This is a genomic window from Streptomyces filipinensis (assembly GCF_014649495.1).
Lineage (GTDB): Bacteria > Actinomycetota > Actinomycetes > Streptomycetales > Streptomycetaceae > Streptomyces > Streptomyces filipinensis.
The window spans coordinates 126,580-147,885 of the sequence record NZ_BMTD01000017.1; the positions used below are offsets into that span (position 1 = coordinate 126,580).

17 protein-coding genes and 1 riboswitch are annotated in these 21,306 nt (G+C 72.5%); of the genes, 11 read left to right on the forward strand and 6 right to left on the reverse strand.

Features of this window, described 5'->3' with window-relative positions:
- Positions 1–3: 3 nt before the first annotated feature.
- The gene (locus tag IE244_RS31290; RefSeq protein ID WP_191876942.1) at positions 4–2,463 is read right to left on the reverse strand and encodes a DNA gyrase/topoisomerase IV subunit A; all 2,460 of its coding nucleotides are present in this window, start codon (positions 2,461–2,463) and stop codon (positions 4–6) included.
- A gap of 261 nt (positions 2,464–2,724) precedes the next feature.
- Between IE244_RS31290 and IE244_RS31295 the strand changes: the two genes are divergently transcribed.
- The 4 genes from IE244_RS31295 to IE244_RS31310 all read left to right on the forward strand — a co-directional run bounded on the left by IE244_RS31295 (position 2,725) and on the right by IE244_RS31310 (position 7,550).
- Positions 2,725–4,119 carry a M16 family metallopeptidase gene (locus IE244_RS31295; RefSeq protein WP_191876944.1) on the forward strand — a complete coding sequence of 465 codons (1,395 nt, stop codon included), beginning with the start codon at positions 2,725–2,727 and terminating at the stop codon, positions 4,117–4,119.
- Positions 4,116–5,504, forward strand: a complete 1,389-nt coding sequence (locus IE244_RS31300) for a M16 family metallopeptidase (protein ID WP_191876945.1) — start codon at positions 4,116–4,118, stop codon at positions 5,502–5,504. The genes IE244_RS31295 and IE244_RS31300 overlap by 4 nt, the downstream gene beginning before the upstream one ends.
- Positions 5,505–5,748: 244 nt before the next feature.
- A riboswitch (cyclic di-AMP (ydaO/yuaA leader) is annotated at positions 5,749–5,912 on the forward strand.
- Positions 5,913–5,924: 12 nt separating this feature from the next.
- Positions 5,925–6,668: a M23 family metallopeptidase gene (locus IE244_RS31305; RefSeq protein ID WP_191876947.1), complete on the forward strand. Its 744-nt coding sequence runs from the start codon at positions 5,925–5,927 to the stop codon at positions 6,666–6,668.
- A 195-nt stretch (positions 6,669–6,863) separates the two neighbouring features.
- The gene (locus tag IE244_RS31310) at positions 6,864–7,550 is read left to right on the forward strand and encodes a GntR family transcriptional regulator (RefSeq protein ID WP_191876949.1); all 687 of its coding nucleotides are present in this window, start codon (positions 6,864–6,866) and stop codon (positions 7,548–7,550) included.
- Positions 7,551–7,690: 140 nt separating this feature from the next.
- Here the strand turns inward: IE244_RS31310 and IE244_RS31315 are convergent, their stop codons facing one another.
- A complete protein-coding gene (locus IE244_RS31315) occupies positions 7,691–7,972 on the reverse strand; it encodes an HPr family phosphocarrier protein (RefSeq protein WP_003993478.1) in 282 nt (93 codons plus the stop codon).
- Positions 7,973–8,149: 177 nt separating this feature from the next.
- On the opposite strand from IE244_RS31315, the gene IE244_RS31320 reads away from it, so the two are divergent.
- Genes IE244_RS31320 through IE244_RS31340 form a run of 5 tightly spaced genes read left to right on the forward strand, consistent with a single transcriptional unit; the run spans position 8,150 to position 13,972 of the window.
- The gene (locus IE244_RS31320; RefSeq protein ID WP_191876950.1) at positions 8,150–11,041 is read left to right on the forward strand and encodes a bifunctional acetate--CoA ligase family protein/GNAT family N-acetyltransferase; all 2,892 of its coding nucleotides are present in this window, start codon (positions 8,150–8,152) and stop codon (positions 11,039–11,041) included.
- Between the two features lie 35 nt (positions 11,042–11,076).
- The gene (locus IE244_RS31325) at positions 11,077–11,490 is read left to right on the forward strand and encodes a hypothetical protein (protein ID WP_191876952.1); all 414 of its coding nucleotides are present in this window, start codon (positions 11,077–11,079) and stop codon (positions 11,488–11,490) included.
- A gap of 10 nt (positions 11,491–11,500) precedes the next feature.
- Positions 11,501–12,088 carry a DUF5998 family protein gene (locus IE244_RS31330; protein WP_229854447.1) on the forward strand — a complete coding sequence of 196 codons (588 nt, stop codon included), beginning with the start codon at positions 11,501–11,503 and terminating at the stop codon, positions 12,086–12,088.
- Positions 12,088–13,278, forward strand: coding sequence for an alkaline phosphatase family protein (locus IE244_RS31335; protein ID WP_191876956.1), 1,191 nt, complete (start codon positions 12,088–12,090; stop codon positions 13,276–13,278). Before IE244_RS31330 ends, IE244_RS31335 begins: the two co-directional genes overlap by 1 nt.
- Positions 13,279–13,321: 43 nt before the next feature.
- Positions 13,322–13,972, forward strand: a complete 651-nt coding sequence (locus IE244_RS31340) for a thymidine kinase (protein ID WP_191876958.1) — start codon at positions 13,322–13,324, stop codon at positions 13,970–13,972.
- Between the two features lie 469 nt (positions 13,973–14,441).
- On the opposite strand, the gene IE244_RS31345 is transcribed toward IE244_RS31340, so the two are convergent.
- Positions 14,442–15,233: a VOC family protein gene (locus tag IE244_RS31345; protein WP_031165785.1), complete on the reverse strand. Its 792-nt coding sequence runs from the start codon at positions 15,231–15,233 to the stop codon at positions 14,442–14,444.
- 321 nt (positions 15,234–15,554) lie between these two features.
- Here IE244_RS31345 and IE244_RS31350 point away from each other — a divergent pair, with 321 nt between their 5' ends.
- A complete protein-coding gene (locus tag IE244_RS31350; RefSeq protein ID WP_191876959.1) occupies positions 15,555–16,406 on the forward strand; it encodes a sulfurtransferase in 852 nt (283 codons plus the stop codon).
- Positions 16,407–16,464: 58 nt separating this feature from the next.
- Here IE244_RS31350 and sepH read toward each other — a convergent pair whose 3' ends face one another.
- Positions 16,465–17,505 carry a septation protein SepH gene (gene sepH / locus IE244_RS31355; RefSeq protein ID WP_191876961.1) on the reverse strand — a complete coding sequence of 347 codons (1,041 nt, stop codon included), beginning with the start codon at positions 17,503–17,505 and terminating at the stop codon, positions 16,465–16,467.
- A 492-nt stretch (positions 17,506–17,997) separates the two neighbouring features.
- On the opposite strand from sepH, the gene IE244_RS31360 reads away from it, so the two are divergent.
- Entirely contained in the window at positions 17,998–18,741 is a 744-nt protein-coding gene (locus IE244_RS31360; RefSeq protein WP_191876962.1) for a hypothetical protein, read from the forward strand.
- Here IE244_RS31360 and IE244_RS31365 read toward each other — a convergent pair.
- Positions 18,665–19,984, reverse strand: a complete 1,320-nt coding sequence (locus IE244_RS31365) for a D-arabinono-1,4-lactone oxidase (protein ID WP_191876964.1) — start codon at positions 19,982–19,984, stop codon at positions 18,665–18,667. The two genes, IE244_RS31360 and IE244_RS31365, sit on opposite strands and share 77 nt — an antisense overlap.
- Entirely contained in the window at positions 19,944–21,182 is a 1,239-nt protein-coding gene (locus IE244_RS31370; protein ID WP_191876966.1) for an MFS transporter, read from the reverse strand. Before IE244_RS31370 ends, IE244_RS31365 begins: the two co-directional genes overlap by 41 nt.
- Between the last annotated feature and the right edge of the window lie 124 nt (positions 21,183–21,306).

Genomic DNA, 21,306 nt, shown 5'->3' on the forward strand with positions numbered 1-21,306 from the left:
GCCCTAGAGCACCGGACCCGCGACCACCGACACCGTCTTCGGCAGCGACGTGCCCGAGCCGTCCCGCCGCGGGTCCGGCTCCGGCAGCTCGACAGGGGCGCCGGTCTTCTGCGCCGCGCGCGCGGGAAGCGGGCCCGCCCAGGCCAGCGACAGGCAGTCCTCGCCCTTCAGGAACCGCTGGCAGCGCACTCCACCCGTGGCCCGGCCCTTGCGCGGGTACTGGTCGAACGGCGTCAGCTTGGCCGTCGTCTGCACCGAGTCGTCCAGCGTGCCGCGCGAACCCGCCACCGTGAACACCACCGCGTCGGCCGCCGGGTCGACCGCCGTGAAGGAGATGACCTTCGCGCCCTCGGCGAGCTTGATGCCCGCCATACCGCCCGCCGGACGGCCCTGCGGGCGCACGATGGACGCCTGGAAGCGCAGCAGCTGCGCGTCGTCGGTGATGAAGACCAGGTCCTCCTCACCGGTGCGCAGCTCCACCGCGCCGACGATCCGGTCGCCCTCCTTGAGCGTGATGACCTCCAACTCGTCCTTGTTGGACGGATAGTCGGCCACCACACGCTTGACGACACCCTGCTCGGTGCCGAGCGCGAGGCCCGGCGACGACTCGTCGAGCGTGGTCAGACAGACCACCGTCTCGTCGTCCTCCAGGGAGACGAACTCCGCCAGCGGCGCGCCTCCGGAGAGGTTCGGGGCCGCCGCCGTCTCCGGCAGCTGGGGCAGGTCGACCACGTTGATCCGCAACAGCCGGCCCGCCGAGGTCACCGCGCCGATCTCGCCGCGCTGGGTCGCCGGGACAGACGAGACGATCACGTCGTGCTTGACGCGCCTGGCGCCCGCCTGCTCCGCGAACGGCTCGGCGGTCGCCGTACGGGCCAGCAGACCCGTCGAGGACAGCAGGACCCGGCACGGGTCGTCGGCCACCTGCAGCGGTACGGCGGCCACCGGGGCACCGGCGGACTCCAGCAGGACCGTGCGCCGGTCGGTGCCGAACTTCTTGGACACGGCGGCCAGTTCGTTGGAGACCAGCTTGCGCAGTTCCGCGTCGGAGTCCAGGATCCGGGTCAGCTCCGCGATCTCCGCGGTGAGCTTGTCCTTCTCCGCCTCCAGCTCGATGCGGTCGTACTTGGTGAGCCGGCGCAGCGGCGTGTCGAGGATGTACTGCGTCTGCACCTCGCTGAGCGAGAAGCGCTCCATCAGGCGCTCCTTGGCCTGCGCGGAGTTCTCGCTGGACCGGATCAGCCGGATGACCTCGTCGATGTCGACCAGGGCGGTCAGCAGACCCTCGACCAGGTGCAGCCGGTCCCGCCTCTTGCTGCGGCGGAACTCGCTGCGCCGCCGGACCACGTCGAAGCGGTGGTCGAGGTAGACCTCCAGCAGCTCCTTCAGGCCGAGCGTGAGCGGCTGGCCGTCGACCAGGGCGACGTTGTTGATGCCGAAGGACTCCTCCATCGGCGTCAGCTTGTACAGCTGCTCCAGGATCGCCTCCGGCACGAAGCCGTTCTTGATCTCGATGACCAGGCGCAGGCCGTGCTCGCGGTCGGTGAGGTCCTTGACGTCGGCGATGCCCTGGACCTTCTTCGCGTTGACCAGGTCCTTGATCTTCGCGATGACCTTCTCGGGACCGACCGTGAACGGCAGTTCGGTGACCACCAGGCCCTTGCGGCGGGCGGTGACGGTCTCGATCGACACCGTCGCGCGCATCTTGAAGGTGCCGCGGCCCGTCGCGTACGCGTCCCGGATGCCGTCCAGGCCCACGACCCGGCCGCCGGTGGGCAGGTCCGGGCCCGGGACGTGCCTCATCAGCGCGTCCAGGTCCGCGTTCGGGTACTTGATCAGGTGGCGGGCCGCCGCGATGACCTCGCGCAGGTTGTGCGGCGGCATGTTCGTCGCCATGCCGACCGCGATGCCCGAGGAGCCGTTGACCAGCAGGTTCGGGAACGCGGCGGGCAGCGCCACCGGCTCGCGCTCCTGGCCGTCGTAGTTGGGTGCGAAGTCGACCGTGTCCTCGTCGATCGACTCGGTCATCAGACTTGTCGCCTCGGCCTGGCGGCACTCGGTGTACCGCATGGCGGCCGGCGGGTCGTCGTTGCCCAGCGAGCCGAAGTTGCCGTGGCCGTCGACGAGCGGCACGCGCATGGAGAAGGGCTGGGCCATCCGCACCAGGGCGTCGTAGATCGACGCGTCGCCGTGCGGGTGCAGCTTGCCCATGACCTCGCCGACGACGCGCGCGCACTTCACATAGCCGCGGTCGGGGCGCAGGCCCATCTCGTTCATCTGGTAGACGATCCGGCGGTGCACCGGCTTGAGACCGTCACGGGCGTCCGGCAGGGCGCGCGAGTAGATGACCGAGTACGCGTACTCGAGGTAGGAGCCACGCATCTCGTCCACGACGTCGATGTCGAGGATCTTCTCCTCGTACGAATCGTCGGGCGGCGGGGTCTTCGTGCTGCGGCGGGCCATCGCTGCCTGGCTCCTTGCGTGAAGCGTTGGACGGATCTGACGCCGACCATTGTGGACCGAGGCACTGACAAGCCGTGCCGCGACCCGGGTCCAGGCGGCTCCCCGGACCAGCTGAGCCGGGTCCGACGCAGGCTACGCGATCCGCTGTGGGCGTACGTCCCGCGGGAACTTCGCCGGGGCCCCGCACGCTTTGCATACAGTGGCAGGAACGGCAGGAAAACCGCGGTTTTCACAACCGCATCCGCTCGCGAAGGGATGTACATGCCCATGGGTCACACGACCACAGCCGAGGCAGGCTCCGGGGGCCTGACAGCGACCGAGCACCGCCTGGCCAACGGTCTGCGCGTGGTGCTTTCCGAGGACCACCTGACCCCGGTGGCGGCGGTCTGCCTCTGGTACGACGTCGGCTCCCGCCACGAAGTCAAGGGGCGTACCGGTCTGGCTCACCTTTTCGAGCACTTGATGTTCCAGGGCTCGGCGCAGGTCAAGGGCAACGGTCACTTCGAGCTGGTGCAGGGCGCCGGCGGCTCGCTCAACGGCACCACCAGCTTCGAGCGCACCAACTACTTCGAGACCATGCCCGCGCACCAGCTGGAGCTCGCCCTCTGGCTGGAGGCCGACCGCATGGGCTCGCTGCTGGCCGCCCTGGACGACGAGTCCATGGAGAACCAGCGGGACGTCGTCAAGAACGAACGCCGCCAGCGCTACGACAACGTCCCCTACGGCACGGCCTTCGAGAAGCTGACCGCCCTGTCGTACCCGGAGGGCCACCCCTACCACCACACGCCGATCGGCTCGATGGCGGACCTGGACGCGGCCACCCTGGAGGACGCCCGCCAGTTCTTCCGCACCTACTACGCGCCGAACAACGCGGTGCTCTCCGTGGTCGGCGACATCGACCCCCAGCAGACCCTGGCCTGGATCGAGCGGTACTTCGGGTCTATCTCGTCCCACGACGGCAAGCCCGCGCCCCGCGACGGCTCCCTGCCTGAGGTCATCGGCGAGCAGAAGCGCGAGGTCCTCGTCGAGGAGGTCCCGGCGCGTGCCCTGATGGCCGCCTACCGCCTGCCGCACGACGGCACGCGCGCGTGCGACGCGGCCGACCTCGCCCTGACGGTCCTCGGCGGCGGCGAGTCCTCCCGCCTGTACAACCGGCTGGTGCGCCGCGACCGTACGGCCGTCGCGGCCGGCTTCGGCCTGCTGCGGCTGGCCGGCGCGCCCTCCATGGGCTGGCTGGACGTGAAGACCTCCGGTGACGTCGAGGTGCCGGTCATCGAGGCCGCCATCGACGAGGAGCTGGCCCGGTTCGCCGAGGAGGGCCCCACGCCCGAGGAGATGGAGCGCGCCCAGGCCCAGTTGGAGCGCGAGTGGCTGGACCGGCTCGGCACGGTCGCCGGCCGCGCCGACGAACTGTGCCGGTACGCCGTCCTGTTCGGCGACCCGCAGCTGGCCCTCACCGCCGTCCAGCGGGTCCTGGAGGTGACCCCCGAGGAGGTCCAGGAGGTCGCCAAGGCCCGTCTGCGCCCCGACAACCGTGCGGTCCTGGTCTACGAGCCGAAGTCCCCGGAGGAGGCCCCCGACGCCGACGTCCCCGAGGACCCCGAGCAGGAAGCGACCGTAGAGGCCGGTAACGAGAACGAGGAGACGGCCAAGTGACCGAGCTCGCCACCATGGACTTCCACCCCCAGCCGCAGCCCGGCGAGGCCAAGCCGTGGGCGTTCCCGGCCCCCGAGCGGGGCACGCTCGACAACGGCCTGACCGTGCTGCGCTGCCACCGCCCCGGCCAGCAGGTCGTCGCCGTCGAGGTGCTGCTGGACGCGCCCCTGGACGCCGAGCCGGCGGGCCTGGACGGCGTCGCCACGATCATGGCGCGGGCCTTCTCCGAGGGCACGGACAAGCACTCCGCCGAGGAGTTCGCCGCCGAGCTGGAGCGCGCGGGCGCCACGCTCGACGCGCACGCCGACCACCCCGGCGTCCGGCTCAGCCTGGAGGTCCCGGCCTCCCGCCTGGCCAAGGGCCTCGGCCTGCTCGCCGACGCCCTGCGCGCGCCCGCCTTCGCCGAGAGCGAGGTCGAGCGGCTGGTCCGCAACCGCCTGGACGAGATCCCGCACGAGCTGGCCAACCCCTCCCGCCGGGCGGCGAAGGAACTCTCCAAGGAGCTGTTCCCGGCGACCTCGCGCATGTCACGTCCGCGTCAGGGCACCGAGGAGACCGTCGAGAAGATCGACGCCGCCGCCGTACGCGCCTTCTACGACCGGTATGTCCGCCCGGCCACGGCCACGGCCGTCGTGGTCGGCGACCTCACCGGGGTCGACCTGGACGAGCTGCTCGGCGACACCCTGGGCGCCTGGGCCGGCACACCGGGCGAGCCGCGGCCCGTGCCGCAGGTGGCCGCCGACGACACCGGCCGGGTGGTCATCGTGGACCGGCCCGGCGCCGTCCAGACACAGCTGCTCATCGGCCGCGTCGGCCCGGACCGGCACGACCGCGTGTGGCCCGCCCAGGTGCTCGGCACCTACTGCCTCGGCGGCACCCTCACCTCCCGCCTGGACCGCGTCCTGCGCGAGGAGAAGGGCTACACCTACGGCGTGCGCTCCTTCGGGCAGGTCCTCCGCTCCGCACCGGACGGCACGGGCGTCTCGCTGCTCGCCATCAGCGGCTCCGTCGACACCCCCAACACCGGTCCCGCGCTGGAGGACCTGTGGAAGGTGCTGCGCACCCTCGCGGCGGAGGGTCTGACCGACGCCGAGCGGGACGTGGCGGTGCAGAACCTCGTCGGAGTGGCGCCGCTGAAGTACGAGACCGCGGCGGCCGTCGCGGCCACACTGGCCGACCAGGTCGAGCAGCACCTGCCCGACGACTTCCAGGCGACGCTCTATCAGCAGCTGGCCGCGACGGGCACGGTGGAGGCCACGGCGGCCGTCGTGAACGCCTTCCCCGTGGACCGCATGGTCACCGTCCTCGTCGGTGACGCCGCCCAGATCAAGGCGCCGGTCGAGGCCCTCGGCATCGGCGAAGTGACCGTGGTGGCGGCCGAGTAGACGGCGCCGTCGCAGCGGCCGGCGAGGACCGAGCCGGCCACACGCGCGTGGGGCCCTGACGACCGACAGGCCGTCAGGGCCCCCGCTGTTCCACTCCCTTCCCCAGATGCCCGATTTGCGGCGGAGGTTGCCTGTCTGGCCTGTGGGATGCGCTACAAAAGCCCGGATCCGTTTGGGGTTGGAAGCGGGCTTCCGTACCGTCGTGCGGGCTGTTCGTCAGGCAGTACGCCGCACCCGCGGCACCGGACAGCCATCGCCGAGTCCCCGTACGGCGCGAGCCAGGGGAGCCGGGGACCCATCGCAGTCCCTGGGGTGAATCGGACGCCCGCGCCTGAGCGAGGGGGTCCGTAGGAGACCTTCCTGCTCCGAACCCGTCAGCTAACCCGGTAGGCGAGAGGGAAGGAAAGGACCAGCCACTTCATGGCGTTCATGTGCGCCACCGGGAAGCACCGCAAGCCCGGCCGCGTCAAGCGCACCACCGCGCAGGCGGCGGGCATCGCCGCCCTCACCACGACCGGTGTCGTCGGCACCCTCGCGGCGTCCCCGGCGCTCGCCGCCGAGAGGCCCGCCGAGCAGACCGGCCTCACCCCGGTGGTCACCGTCGGCGACGACATCGCCGAGCAGATCGACGCGCAGGCCGCCGCCCAGAAGGCGGCCGCCGAGCAGAAGGCGGCCGAGCAGGCCGCGGCCGAGCGGGCCCAGGAGATCCGCGAGGCCAGGGTCCGCGCCGCGCGGGCGGCCGAGCGCAAGCGCCTGAACGCCTTCGTGCCCCCGATAGCGAACTCCTACGTCTCCACCGGCTACGAGGCCAGCAGCTCCCTGTGGTCCTCCGGCCACCACACCGGCATCGACTTCCACGCGGCCAGCGGCACGCCCGTCCACGCGGTCGGCATCGGCACCGTCGTCTCCACCGGCTGGGGCGGCGCGTACGGCAACCAGATCGTGATCAGGATGGCCGACGGCATGTACACCCAGTACGGCCACCTGTCGTCGATCGGCGTCACGGTGGGCCAGCAGGTCACCCCGGGCCAGCAGATCGCCCTGTCCGGCGCGACCGGCAACGTCACCGGCCCGCACCTGCACTTCGAGGCCCGTACGAGCCCCGACTACGGCTCGGACGTCGACCCCGTCGCCTATCTCCGCAAGCACGGCGTGAACGTCTGACGCTCTTCTCCCTCCGCGCAGCCCCGGCCCGCACCGGCCGGGGCTTTCGCCTTTTCCGGTGCGTCCACCGGCCTGCTGACCAAAAAATATCCATGGATTCCGGCCCGCCGTCGGAATTTCCGGCCCCTTGGAATAGAGTCACGGAACAACGCGTCCATCGTCGACGTTTCACGGGGATTAAGGCGGAGGTCGGTCATGCGTATTCCGGCGCACTCGGTGTGCACGGCGATCCGGGACGACATCGTCGCCGGTGTCTACAAGCGCGGCGGCCGCCTCACCGAGGAAGTCCTGGCCCGCCGCTACGGCGTCTCCCGCGTCCCCGTCCGCGAGGCCCTGCGCACCCTGGAGGCCGAGGGCTTCGTGGTGACCCGCCGGCACGCGGGCGCGTGCGTGGCCGAGCCGACCGAGCAGGAGGCCGCCGACCTGCTGGAGATGCGCCTGCTCCTGGAGCCGCTCGGGGCCGCCCGGGCCGCCCAGCGCCGTACGGAGGCCCATCTGAAGGTGCTGCGCGGCCTGGTCAGGATCGGCCAGGAGCGCGCCAGGCGGGGCCACAGCGACGATCTGCGGTCACTGGGCGGCTGGTTCCACGAGACGCTGGCCCAGGCCTCCGGCAGCCCCTCGCTGACCACGATGCTCACCCAGCTGCGGCACAAGATCGCCTGGATGTACGCGGTGGAGGCGCCGCCGAGCCCGACGGAGTCCTGGGCGGAGCACGGTGCCATCGTGGACGCGGTGGCGCGCGGCGACGGCGAGCGTGCGCGGGCGGTCACGGCCCTGCACGCCGAGCGTGCGACGGCGGCGCACCGACTCCGCTTTTCCGGGGACGCCGGGCGTGTGAGGACCTCGCAACACGCCGTAAACATGTCGATCCCTCGGCATTAACACGGGCGCCGTATACAAAGAAGAGCGTATTCGTCGGGCGTGGATTTCCGCTGCCCTTTTCCTGTGTGCCGTGAATTCACGGTCCGGAAAAGGTGGAAGCCGCGCCACCCGGTAAGGGCGACGCGGCTCCCTCGTCTCACTCAGACGGTCTCGGGCAGCTCCTCAAGCCCCTCGGAGACCAGCTTGGCCAGACGGTCCAGGGCGGCGTCCGCGCCCTCGGCGTCGGAGGCGAGGACGATCTCCTCGCCGCCCTGGGCGCCCAGACCCAGGACAGCCAGCATGGAGGCCGCGTTGACGGGGTTGCCGTCAGCCTTGGCGATCGTCACCGGGACGCCTGCGGCCGTGGCGGCTCGGACGAAGATGGAAGCGGGGCGGGCGTGGAGGCCCTCGGCCCAGCCGACGTTGACGCGGCGCTCAGCCATGTGTTGCTGCCCTTCAGTCTTCAGGGTTGTCTAGACCAGTTTCCCATACCGTGAAGCGTGCCCGGAGCGGACCTTCGTCCTGCCCGGTGTGTCGTCGGACCGCGGCCTCGATCCGACGTGTCGTCCTCCACAGACTGCCCCGCGCCGTTGTCGTACGCGAGCCGTACTCTGGGGCCCATGCAGACCTCGGCGGACCGGCAGGACCGGCACCAGTACCCCGCCCACTGGGAGGCGGACGTGGTGCTGCGCGACGGGGGTACCGCGCGCATCCGGCCCATCACCGTTGATGACGCCGACCGCCTGGTCAGCTTCTACGAGCAGGTCTCGGACGAGTCGAAGTACTACCGCTTCTTCGCGCCGTACCCCCGACTCTCCGCCAAGGACGTCCACCGCTTCACGCACCACGACTTTGTGGACCGGGTGGGACTCGCGGCCACTGTCGGCGGCGAGTTCATCGCCACCGTACGCTATGACCGCATCGGCGCCGACGGTATGCCCGCGTCCGCGCCCGCCGACGAGGCCGAGGTGGCCTTCCTCGTACAGGACGCCCACCAGGGCCGCGGGGTCGCCTCCGCTCTGCTGGAGCACATCGCGGCCGTCGCCCGTGAGCGCGACATCCGCCGATTCGCCGCCGAGGTGCTCCCCGCCAACACCAAGATGATCAAGGTGTTCACGGACGCCGGCTACACCCAGAAGCGCAGCTTCGAGGACGGCGTCGTCCGCCTGGAGTTCGGCCTCGAACCCACCGACCGTTCCGTCGCCGTCCAGCGGGCGCGGGAGCAGCGCGCCGAGGCCCGCTCGGTACGGCGGCTGCTGGCGCCCGGCTCCGTGGCCGTCGTCGGCGTCGGCCGCGCCCCCGGCGGAGTCGGCCGCAGCGTCCTCGGCAACATCCGCGACGCCGGCTACGGCGGCCGGCTGCACGCGGTGAACAAGGCCTTCCCGGAGGACCTCAAGGAGGTCGACGGGGTGCCGGCGCACCGCTCCGTGCGGGACATCGACGGCCCGGTGGACCTCGCCGTCGTCGCCGTACCGGCCGAGCACGTGCCCGCGGTGGTCGCCGAGTGCGGAGAACACGGGGTGCAGGGGCTCGTCGTGCTCTCCGCCGGGTACGCCGAGAGCGGGCCCGAGGGGCGTGAGCGGCAACGGGCGCTCGTGCGGCAGGCGCGCGCGTACGGCATGCGGATCATCGGCCCGAACGCCTTCGGGATCATCAACACCGCGGCGGACGTCCGGCTGAACGCCTCCCTGGCCCCGGAGATGCCCCGGACCGGCCGCATCGGCATGTTCGCCCAGTCCGGCGCCATCGGCATCGCCCTGCTGTCCCGGCTGCACCGGCGCGGGGGAGGCGTCACCGGGGTCACGGGCGTGTCCACCTTCGTGTCCGCCGGCAACCGCGCGGACGTCTCCGGCAACGACGTCCTCCAGTACTGGTACGACGACCCCGAGACCGACGTCGCCCTCATGTACCTGGAGTCCATCGGCAACCCGCGCAAGTTCACACGCCTCGCGCGGCGCACCGCGGCGGCGAAGCCGCTGGTCGTGGTGCAGGGCGTCGGCTCCGCGCCGCAGGGGCACGCGGTACGGGCCACCCGGCTGCCGCACGCCACGGTCTCCGCGCTGCTGCGGCAGGCCGGGGTGCTCCGGGTCGACACCATCACCGAGCTGGTCGACGCCGGGCTGCTGCTCGCCCGGCAGCCGCTGCCCGTGGGACCGAGGGTGGCGATCCTGGGGAACTCCGAGTCACTGGGGGTGCTGACGTACGACCGCTGTCTCGCCGAGGGGCTGCGGCCGTCGCGTCCGGTGGATCTGACGACGGGGGCGACGGCGGAGGACTTCCACCGGGCGTTGACGCGGGCGCTGGCCGACGACAGCAACGACGCCGTTGTCGTGACGGCGATCCCCGCCATCGGGGAGGCGTCGCCGGGGGACGCGGAGCTGGCGGAGGCGTTGCGGTCGGCCGCGGCTGCCGTGCCGGGGAAGCCGGTGCTGGTGGTGCACGTGGAGCTCGGGGGGCTCGCGGAGGCGCTGTCGGCCGCGGCCAGTACCGCACCTCAGGCCGTCGGCAGGACACCCGGTGCTGAGGGCGGCGCCCACCGGCGGGATCCCCACCACCCTGCGGAGCGCCCGCCCGCCGCCGGAGCGGAGCGCCCGCCCGCCGCGGGAGCGGAAGGGCCGCGCTCCCTACCTGCCGCCCCTCCCGAAGGCACCCACCTCATCCCCGCCTACCCCGCCGCCGAACGCGCCGTGCGGGCCCTCGCCGAGGCCGTCAGGTACGGGCAGTGGCGGCGGGAGGCCATGGACCCGGGGAAGGTGCCCGAGTACGACGACATCGACGAGAAGGGTGCCGCGCGGCTGATCGGTGAGCTGCTCGCCCGCGGGGAGGGGCTCACGCTCTCGGACGCGGCGACCTGCGAACTCCTCGGCAGATACGGCATCCACGTGCGGCGCGCACTGCCCGCCCCCACCCCCGACGCCGCCGCCGAAGCCGCCCGCACCCTCGGCTACCCGGTGGCCCTCAAGGCCACCGCCCCGCACCTCAGGCACCGCGCCGACCTGGGCGGCGTGCGCCTGGACCTCGCGGACGAGGAGCAACTGCGCCGGGCGTACGCCGAGTTGACCGAGCTGTTCGGCAAGCCGGAGGAGCTGCGGCCGGTCGTGCAGGGCATGGCACCGCGCGGCGTGGACACCGTCGTACGGGCCGTGATCGACCCGGCGGCCGGGGCCGTGCTGTCCTTCGGGCTCGCCGGGGCCGCCTCACAGCTGCTCGGGGACATGGCACACCGGCTGGTCCCGGTCACCGACCGCGAGGCGACCTCGCTGGTGCGGTCGATCCGTACGGCGCCGCTGCTGTTCGGCTGGCGCGGCTCCACGCCCGTCGACACCCCGGCGCTGGAGGAACTGCTGCTGCGGGTGTCCCGGCTGGTCGACGACCACCCGGAGGTGGTCGCCGTCACCCTGGAGCCCGTCGTCGTCGCGCCGCACGGCGTGAGCGCCCTCGGCGCCACGGTACGGCTCGCGCCCCCGCCCGCCCGCGACGACCTCGGCCCGCGCACGATGCCCGCCTACTGAGCAGAAGAGCAGGAGAGCAGGAGAGGGGCGAACACATGGAGATCGCCGGCCGGCGGCTGCCCGAGGGCAGCCGGTGGGACTGGGAGGTGCTCGGCTGGGACGCCGGGCGGCTGCGGCTGGCCGCCGGGTACGACCTCGCCTACCACCACGGCCTGGAGGTCGACTTCGTCACCCCCGCCCGGGTCTCCTGCCCGCCCGCCTTCCAGGATCCCGTCTTCCGCGCGCCAACGGCCGACGAGACCGCTTGCCTGGCGCGGACCCTCGGTGAGACACCGCGGCTCGTCGTCGCCTTCGAGGCGGACGCCGGCGGCCCGGAACCCGTCTCCTGCCTCGTCGCCGCCGAGCGGCTGGACATCCGCCCCGGGCTCGTCCCGAGGCCCGCACACGCGCGTGCGCAGGCCTCCCCGGCTGTGTGCGACTGGCCCGGACCGCCCTTGCCCACGGATTAAGATGGACGCCATGGCCAAGACCAGTACGACGACCCAGGGGCTGCGCGCGGCGATCGAGCGCAGCGGCTACTACCCGGCCCTCGTGGCCGAGGCGGTGGAGGCCGCTGTGGGCGGCGAGCCCATCCAGTCGTACCTGGTCCATCAGGAGACGACGTTCGACCAGAACGAGGTCCGCCGGCATGTCACGGTGCTGGTCCTCACCGGTAACCGCTTCATCGTCAGTCACACCGACGAGCAGGCCGCCGACAGCACCTCCCCGACGCCCTACGCCACCACCTCCACCGAGTCCGTGAAGATCGGCCGGATCTCCTCCGTCGTGGTCAGCCGGGTGGTCGCGAACCCGGAGCAGTACACGCCGGGCACGCTGCCCCGCGAGGTCGTACTGACCATCGGCTGGGGAGCGGTCAGCCGCATCGACCTGGAGCCCGCCGCCTGCGGCGACCCCAACTGCGACGCCGACCACGGCTACACGGGCAGTTCCACGGCGGACGACCTCAGCCTGCGCGTCAGCGAGGCCGGGGACGGCCCGGAGACGGTGCGCCAGGCGCTCGCCTTCGCGCAGGCCATCTCGGAGGCGACCGCGGACACCGCGCGCTGATGTCCCAGCTCTCCGCATGGGACCACCCGGAACCCCTCGCCCTGGACACCGCGCCGCTGCCCGAGTACGGCACCGGCTCCCTCGCCGATCTGCTGCCCACCCTCGCCGCCGGAATGGGCGTCCCCGGCCTGACCGCGACGATCGAGGAGCTGACCGCCGCCGACCGGGTCTGCGTCCTGCTGATCGACGGTCTCGGCTGGGAGCAGCTGCGGGCGCACTCCGCCGAGGCGCCCTTCCTGACCTCGCTGCTCGGCACGTCGCGCGGCGGCACCGGCCGCCCGCTCACCGCCGGCTACCCGGCGACCACCGCCACCTCCCTCGCCTCCGTCGGCACGGGCCTGCCGCCCGGTGCCCACGGCCTGCCCGGCTACACGGTCCGCAACCCGGCCACCGGTGAGCTGATGAACCAGCTCCGCTGGCAGCCGTACACCGACCCGCGTCCGTGGCAGCCGTACCCGACCGTCTTCCAGCTGGCCCACGAGGCCGGTGTGCACGCCGCGCAGGTGACCTCGCCCGCCTTCGAGCACACCCCGCTCACCAAGGTCGCGCTCAGCGGCGGCAGGTTCCACGGCCGGCTGAGCGGCGAGGAGCGCATGGACCTCGCGGCCGAGCAACTGGCCGCCGGGGACCGTTCGTTGGTCTACACGTACTACTCCGAGCTGGACGGCGCCGGTCACCGCTACGGCGTCGCCTCCGACACCTGGCGCGGCCAGCTGATGTACGTCGACCGGCTCGCCCAGCGCCTCGCCGAGCAGCTGCCGCCGCGCGCCGCGCTCTACGTCACCGCCGACCACGGCATGGTCGACGTCCCGTTCGACGACGAGCACCGCCTCGACTTCGACACGGACTGGGAGCTGCGCGCCGGGGTGGCCCTGCTGGGCGGCGAGGGCCGGGCGCGGCACGTGTACGCGGTGCCGGGCGCGCAGAACGACGTACTGACCGTCTGGCGCGAGGTGCTCGGCGAGCAGTTCTGGGTGGCCTCGCGGGACGAGGCGATCGCGGCGGGCTGGTTCGGTCCGCACATCGACGAGCGGGTCTACCCGCGGCTCGGGGACGTGATCGCGGCCGCGCACGACGACGTCCTGATCATCGCGTCCGAACGGGAGCCGAAGGAGTCGGCGCTGGTCGGCAACCACGGTTCGATGACGCCCGCCGAGCAGCTGGTGCCGCTGCTCGAAGTACGCTCCTGACGCTTCCCCTTGTGACTACTCGCCGAAAGGTGTGCAACTCCTCATGCCCGAGCTGGTGTTCTTCTCCGGAACGATGGACTGCGGGAAGTCGACGCTGGCTCTGCAGATCGAGCACAACCGCTCCGCGCGCGGCCTCGTCGGCATGATCTTCACCCGGAACGACCGCGCGGGCGAGGGCAAGCTGTCCTCCCGGCTCGGCCTGGTCACCGACGCGGTGGAGGTCGCCGACGACCAGGATCTGTACGCCTATCTCGTGGACCACCTCTCGCAGGGCCGCCGCGCCGACTACGTGATCGCGGACGAGGCGCAGTTCCTCGCGCCCGGGCAGATCGACCAGCTCGCGCGCGTGGTGGACGATCTCGGCCTCGATGTGTACGCCTTCGGGATCACCACCGACTTCCGCTCCAAGCTCTTCCCCGGCTCGCAGCGGCTGGTGGAGCTGGCGGACCGCATCGAGGTGCTCCAGGTGGAGGCGCTGTGCTGGTGCGGCGCCCGGGCCACGCACAACGCCCGCACGAGAGGCGGCGAGATGGTGGTCGAGGGCGCCCAGGTGGTCGTCGGCGACGTCAACCAGGCGGCGGACGAGGTCGGCTACGAGGTGCTGTGCCGCCGCCACCACCGGCGCCGGATGACCGCCGCCTCGGCCCGCGCGGCGGCCCTGTCCCCGGACGTCCTCCCGGTCTCCCCGGTCTGACCCCTCCGGAGCCCCTCCGGGCCGTCCCCGCCCGGCCCGCCCGTGGCCAGGCGGCCGTCGGCAACGCCCCGAGCCTGGCTCGGCATGGTCCCCGCACGCCGGTGGCCAGGCCGGGCACCAGCGGCACCCTGATCCCTTCCCGGCCCACTGCCGCCACTTCCTGAGCCGACGCAGCACCCGTACGTCCCGAGCCGGCCCCAAACACCATCCGCTCACGCCCGAAGCCAGGCTGGGCAGCGGCACGTCCTGAGCCGCCCAGTACCGGGACGTCCGGAGCCAGCCCGGCACCCCCACGTCCCGAGCCGGCCCAGGCGCCGCCCCGTACGTCCTGAGCCGGTCCAGGTGCTGCCCCCGTACGTCCCGAGTCGGCCCAGGTGCCGTCCGGTGCGCCCCTGCGTTCTCCCTGACGCGGCCGGGTCAGGCTGCGGGGGCACTGCCGTGCGCTCGGGCCCCGTGCGTGCCGTTCGGCTCAGTGCGGGTTCTGGACCACCGAGAACTCCGCGCCCTCCGGGTCCGCCACCGTGGCCACCCGGCCGTGCGGGCTGTCGTGCGGCGGTCTGATGACCCGGCCGCCGAGGTCCGCGACCTGCCGCGTCGTCGCGTCGGTGTCGGCGACCTCGAAGTACGTCTGCCAGTGCGGTCCGCGATCGCGGGGCAGGGCGTGGCCCACGCCGTGCAGGCCGGCCACCGGACGGCCGGCGAGGTGCAGGGTGACGTAGTCGAAGTCGGCCGACACCACCGCCTCCTGCTCGTATCCGAACACCGTCGCGTAGAACTTGGCGACGCTCTCGGTCTCGAAGGTCACCAGCTCGTTCCACGCGGGCGTCCCGGGCACGCCGGTGAGCGTGGTGCCCAGGTGCGCGGACCCCTGCCAGATGCCGAACACCGCCCCGGAAGGATCCGCCGCGATGGCCATCCGTCCGGCCTCGGCGGCGTCCAGCGGGCCCACCCCCACCGTGCCGCCGCACTCCCGTACCGTGTCGGCCGTCTGGTCCACGTCGTCCGAGGCGAGGTACGGCGTCCAGGCGATCGGCAGCCGGCGGTCCGGGGGCAGCTGGCCCATGCCCGCCACCTCGTGCCCGTCCAGCAGCGCCCGCACATACGGGCCCAGCTGCTGCGGACCCGGCTCGAACTCCCAGCCGAACAGCTCACCGTAGAACTCCTCGGTGGCGGTCAGCCCGTGCGCCATCAGGCTCACCCAGCAGGGTGTGCCGGGCGCGCGCCGCGCGTGCGGGCCGGCCGGCTCCCGTGCCTCGGTCATCGATCACTCTCTCCCCGGCCCCTCGCGGTGGCCGTGTCGCTTCCGCTCCCCGGAAGGGGTGTCCACGCCGGCGGCGGGTACGCCCGTGCCGGTGCCCGCATCCTCCACGGCGCCGCCTGCGTCACCGCGCAGCCGCCCGGCGATACCTCCGGGAGGATGCCCGATCTGCCCTCTTCCGCCGCTTCCGGACGATGGCCGGCGGGTGTCCGTCGGCTGTACAGCACGTGCTCGATCCCGTACGCCTCGTGATCGAGCGTGTCCGGCCGAGCAGAGTAGCCGGACCTGGACGCCGCGGCCACCCCTGGCGTAAGGATGGACGCCATGACAGCCATCATCACCGCAACCGATCTCGCACACGAGCTGGCCGGGGACCGCCCGCCGCTGCTGCTGGACGTGCGCTGGCAGCTGAGCCTGGCCAAGGCGGCGGGCGCGCCGGCCTTCGACGGGCGGGCCGAGTACGCGGCCGGTCACATCCCCGGCGCGGTCTTCGTCGACCTGGACCGCGAACTGGCCGCAGCGCCCGGGGAACAGGGCCGGCATCCGCTGCCGGACCTCACGGAGTTCGGTGCCGCGATGCGCCGTGCGGGTGTGTCGGCCACCCGCCCGGTCGTCGTCTACGACGGCGGGCAGGGCTGGGCGGCGGCGCGCGCCTGGTGGCTGCTGCGCTGGACGGGTCACCCGGACGTGCGGGTCCTCGACGGCGGTTTGGCGGCCTGGCAGGGCGAGTTGTCCACGCGGGCGCCGGAGCCGGCCGAGGGCGACTTCCGGCCGGCTCCGGCCGCCGCGGGGCTGCTGGACGCGGACGGGGCCGCGGCCCTGGCCCGCGCGGGCGTGCTGCTGGACGCGCGCGCGGGGGAGCGGTACCGCGGGGAGGTGGAGCCGGTCGACCGGGTCGGCGGGCACATCCCGGGCGCGGTGTCGGCGCCGACGACGGAGAACGTGGGTCCTGACGGCCGTTTCCTGCCCGCGGCGGAGCTGAGGGACCGCTTCAAGGCCCTGGGCGTCTCCGCGGACGCCGAGGTGGGCGTGTACTGCGGTTCGGGCGTCTCCGGCGCCCACGAGGTGCTTGCCCTCGCGGTGGCCGGCATTCCGGCGGCCCTGTACGTCGGTTCGTGGTCCGAGTGGTCCTCGGACCCGTCCCGGCCGGTGGCCGTGGGCGCGGATCCGCAGTAGCGGCAGCCGGAAGGGCGGTGGCACGCGCGCGTGCCACCGCCCTTCCGGAACGGCCTGCCTACTCCTGCTTCTTGCGGCGCGTGCCGAACACGATCTCGTCCCAGCTCGGCACGGCGGCACGGCGGCCGGGGCGGACGCCGTCGGCCTCGGCCTGCCGGTCGGTCGCGCCGGTGAGGCGGTCGCGATGGCTGCCGACGGAGCGCGGCATGAGGACGTCCGCGTAGGCCGAGCCGGCCGACGCGGCGGGGGCCGGCGGCTCCTCCGCGTCGGGTTCGTCGGTGGGCTCCTCCGGCGTCTCCGCCGGGCGCTCCGGGACCACCAGGTCGCCCCGGAAGCTCGGTACGGCCTCCAGCAGGCTGGTCAGCGAGTCGCGTTCGCCCGTGTTCTCCTCGGCGGGCTCGGACAGCTGCGCGGGCAGGGCGGGCCGCTCCCGCTCGCTCCGGTCGAGCGCGCGGTCCATCGAACGCTCGCGCGGCAGCCGGGCGATGCGCGGGACGAACGGGAAGCTCGGCTCGGGCACGGCGAGGTCGTCGGACTCGCCGATGAGCGAGCGGGCCTCGTCGTCCACGGCCTGTACGAGCCGCCGGGGCGGGTCGTACGTCCAGCTCGCCGAGTGCGGTTCGCCGGCGACCAGGTAGACCAGGAGAACCTCCCAGGTGCCGTCGTCGCGGCGCCAGGAGTCCCACTGCACGCTGTCCTTCTCGGCGCCGCGCAGCAGCAGCCGCTCCTGCACGGCCTCGCCGAGCAGCGGTCCGGAGTTCTCGCCGGGCCGGCGGACCGGGGTCTTGCGGGCACGCTCCGCCATGAAGGCGCGCTCGGCCAGCACGGGTCCCTCGAACCGCCGTACGCGGTCGACGGGGATGCCGGCGAGCTGGGCGACCTCTTCCGCGGTGGCCCCGGCGCGTATACGCGCCTGGATGTCACGCGGGCGCAGATGGCTCTCGACCTCGATCTCGATCTGGCCGAGACGCGGCCGGTCGCCGCGCACGGCGGCGCGGAGCCGTTCGTCGATCGGAAGCGTGTACTCCGTGGAGTCGGCAGCTTTGAGCACCAGCCGTGTGCCGTCATTCGAGACGGCCACGACACGCAGTTCGGGCATGGGGACCTCCCGGGTGGTGCCTGCCGACGTCACGTGCGTCGCTGCTTCCGCTAGTCGAGTGTGGCCTGCCCGGGTGCAGCCTGCCACAACCTTGCCGAGTTGCCCGGCGTGTCGGGCACGGACCCTGGGGCGCCGTTATGGCACGGTTACCTGTTCGCAACGCTAAGTGACCAAGCTCGTCACCCTGTGCAACTAGCCCCCCTCCCGGCGGTCCTGCAAGGCCGCGGACACCCTGGTGGGAGACCGGACCCAGGGCTCGCAACAGTACTCCATTTGGACCATGTGCGTGGATGGGCGCGCCGCCCAACTTCTCGCAAGGCTTGCGACTTGGCCCTTGGCAACCGGTTTTGCCGATCATGAACGTGGCGAACTTCACGCAATCACCAGAAACGGAACTATTGGTTTCGTCTGTACGTCCCTCACTCGTGCAGTCGGTCGGTCAATGTCATCAAGCACGCCGTCAAGCACGAGAAGGGCAGGCAAGTTCCGGGTATGCGTGAAACGCCCGATGCGGGTCGCAAACGGATCGACCTGAGCGTCCCCCAGGTCGCGGGCAGTGCCCTGGCGGCGGTGGTGGCGGCCAAACTGGCGTCGTACGCCGGGGTGTACGGCACGATCCTGGGCGCGGGAGTCGTCAGCGTCGTCGCCACCTGCGGGGGCACGGTGTTCCAGCACTTCTTCAAGCGGACCGGGGAGCAGCTGCGTGGGGCGACGGCCGTGGCCCGCCCCAGGGAGCAGGCGTCACCGGCTCCGGGCGGGTTCACCGACGGCACCGTCTACCGCGCGCGGGTGCGGGGCCGGCGGCGGCCGGTGGTCGCGGCCGCCGTCGTGTTCGGTGTGACCATGGCCGGCATCACGACGTACGAACTGGTCTCGGGCACCAGTTTCAGTGGTGGCGGGGGGACGACGGTGAGCGACGCCGTCACCGGCCGGGGCTCGTCCTCCGCCACGACCGACTCCCCCGCCACCTCCGATTCCCCCTCCGCGACCGACGAGGCGCCGGCCCCCTCCGGTGCGCCGTCCCGGCAGCACGCGCCCGATGCCGGCGGCGGTACGGCCCCCGGCGAGACCCCGACGCCCGGCGGCTCCCCGGGCGGCGAGCCGAGTGACGGTCCGAGCCCGTCCCCGACCCCCACGCCCAGCGGGTCCACCACGACGCCTACGACCCCAGAACCCTCCGCAAGTAGTCGTTCTGGAACAGCCGTTCCGGGTCAAGGCGGTCCCTCAGCGCGGTGAACTCACCGAAGCGCGGGTAGACACGCGCGAAGTACTCGGCGTCCCGCGTGTGCACCTTGCCCCAGTGCGGCCGGCCCTCGTGCGCGGTGAAGATCCGCTCGGCGGCGGTGAAGTACGCCTGGTACGGCGTCCCCCGGAACATGTGGACGGCCACGTAGGCGCTGTCCCGGCCGGACGCGGTGGACAGGGTGATGTCGTCGGCCGGGGCGGTGCGCACCTCGACGGGGAAGCTGACGCGCAGCCCCGAACGCTCGACCATGGCCTTCAGCTCGCGCAGCGTCTCCACCAGGGCCGCGCGCGGGACGGCGTACTCCATCTCCACGAACCGCACCCGGCGCGGCGAGGTGAAGACCTTGTAGGGGATGTCCGTGTACGTCCGCGCGGACAGGGCCTTGCTGGAGATCTGCGCGATGGCCGGGACGGTGGCGGGGGCGGCGCGGCCGACCCACTGGGCCACCTGGAACACCCCGTTGGAGAGGAACTCGTCCTCGAACCAGCCGGCCAGCTGCCCCACGGGCTGTTCGGGACCGGCGCTGCGGTTGTTCCGCTTGGTGTTGGTGTTGTCGGTGTGCGGGAACCAGTAGAACTCGAAGTGCTCGTTCTCCGCCCACAGTTGATCGAACTCTGCGAGGACCCGATCGAACGGCATCGGTTCCTCACGCGCGGTGAGCAGGAACAGCGGCTCCACGGCGAAGGTGATCGCGGTGATGATGCCGAGGGCGCCGAGGCCCGTCCGGGCGGCTGCGAAGACCTCCGGGTTCTCCTTCTCGGAGCAGGTGAGCACCGACCCGTCCGCCGTGACGAGTTCGAGCCCCTTGATCTGCGCGGAGATGGAACCGGACTCACGGCCCGTGCCGTGCGTGCCGGTGCTGGTGGCCCCGGAGACGGTCTGCTCCATGATGTCGCCCATGTTGGCCAGCGACAGGCCCTCGCGCGCCAGGGCCGCGTTGAGTCTCTTGAGCGGGGTGCCGGCCTCCACCGTGACCGTCATGGACGACCGGTCGATGGTGCGGATCCCGGTCAACAGTTGAGGGCGGATCAACACTCCGTCGGTGGCCGCGATCGAGGTGAAGGAATGGCCGGTCCCGACCGCCTTCACCTTCAGGCCGTCCTCGGCCGCCCGGCGCACCGCCGCGGCCAGCTCCTCCACCGAGGCCGGCGCGACCTGCCGGGCGGGCCGGGCGCAGACGTTGCCGCCCCAGTTACGCCAGGTGCCGTTCTTCCCGCTCGCTGTGCTGCTCAACGGTGCCTCCCCGACCCGCGGCCGGCCTGCGCAGCCGGCGGTACCCCAGGAAACCGACCGCGACCGCGACGGCCCCGGACACGGCCGGAACCCCGTACCCGGCCCGCGCCCCGGCTGCGTCGATCACCCAGCCGGCCACGGAGGAGCCGAGCGCGACCCCGACCGCGAGGCCGGTGCTCACCCAGGTCATGCCCTCGGTGAGCTGCGCGCGAGGTACGTGCTCTTCGATGAGGGACATCGTCGTGATCATCGTCGGTGCGATGGACAGCCCCGCAACGAACAGCGCCACGGCCAGAAGCGGCAGGTTTCCGACCAGTAGGAGGGGGATCATACTCACGGCCATCCCCGTCACGCCCAGCAACCAGCGACGTTCCGGCGCCCCGGCGAACCGCAGCAGCCCGAAGACCACGCCGGCCGCACAGGAACCGGCCGCGTACAGCGCGAGGACCAGGCTCGCGGCGCCCTTGTGGCCGCGCTCGTCGGCGAAGGCGACGGTGACCACGTCCACGGAGCCGAAGATCGCTCCCGTGGCCGCGAAGGTCGCCACCAGCACCTGCAGCCCGGCCGAGCGCAGGGCCGTACCGCCGCCTTGCCTCTCGCGCGGGTGCGGCTCCGGCTCGGTGGCGCGCTGGGCGGTCAGCCAGAAGACCCCTGCGGCCAGGAAGCAGGCGGCCAGCAGCGGCCCGGCCTCCGGGAACCAGGCCGTGGACAGCCCGATGGAGATGATCGGGCCGAAGATGAAGCAGACCTCGTCGACGACCGACTCGAACGAGTAGGCGGTGTGCAGCTGCGGCGTGCCCCGGTACAGGGCCGCCCAGCGGGCCCGGATCATCGCGCCGAGACTCGGCACCGAGCCGATCCCCGCCGCGCACACGAACAGCACCCAGTCCGCCCACCGGAAGTGCGCGGCGAGCAGCAGCCCGGCCGCCGCCGCGAGCGTCACCAGGGTCGCGGGACGCAGCACCCGGCGCTGGCCGTGCTGGTCGACCAGCCGGGAGATCTGCGGCCCGATCACCGCGGCGGACAGCGCGATGGTGGCCGACAGCGCGCCCGCGAGGCCGTACCGCCCGGTCAGCTGGGAGATCATCGTGACCACGCCGATGCCCATCATCGAGAGCGGCATCCGGCCGAGGAATCCCGCGGCGGAGAACGCCTTGGTGCCGGGCGCGGCGAACAAGGCTCTGTAGGGGCTGGGCACGTCGTCTCCGAAGCGGCTCGGTAAGTCGCGAATGCGGCTGGTACAGCTTACGAGTTAGGTGACCCTAATTGCACCCCTGTTGACTGCGGAAAAAACCGGTATAAACCCCCTGGAACCCGACTCG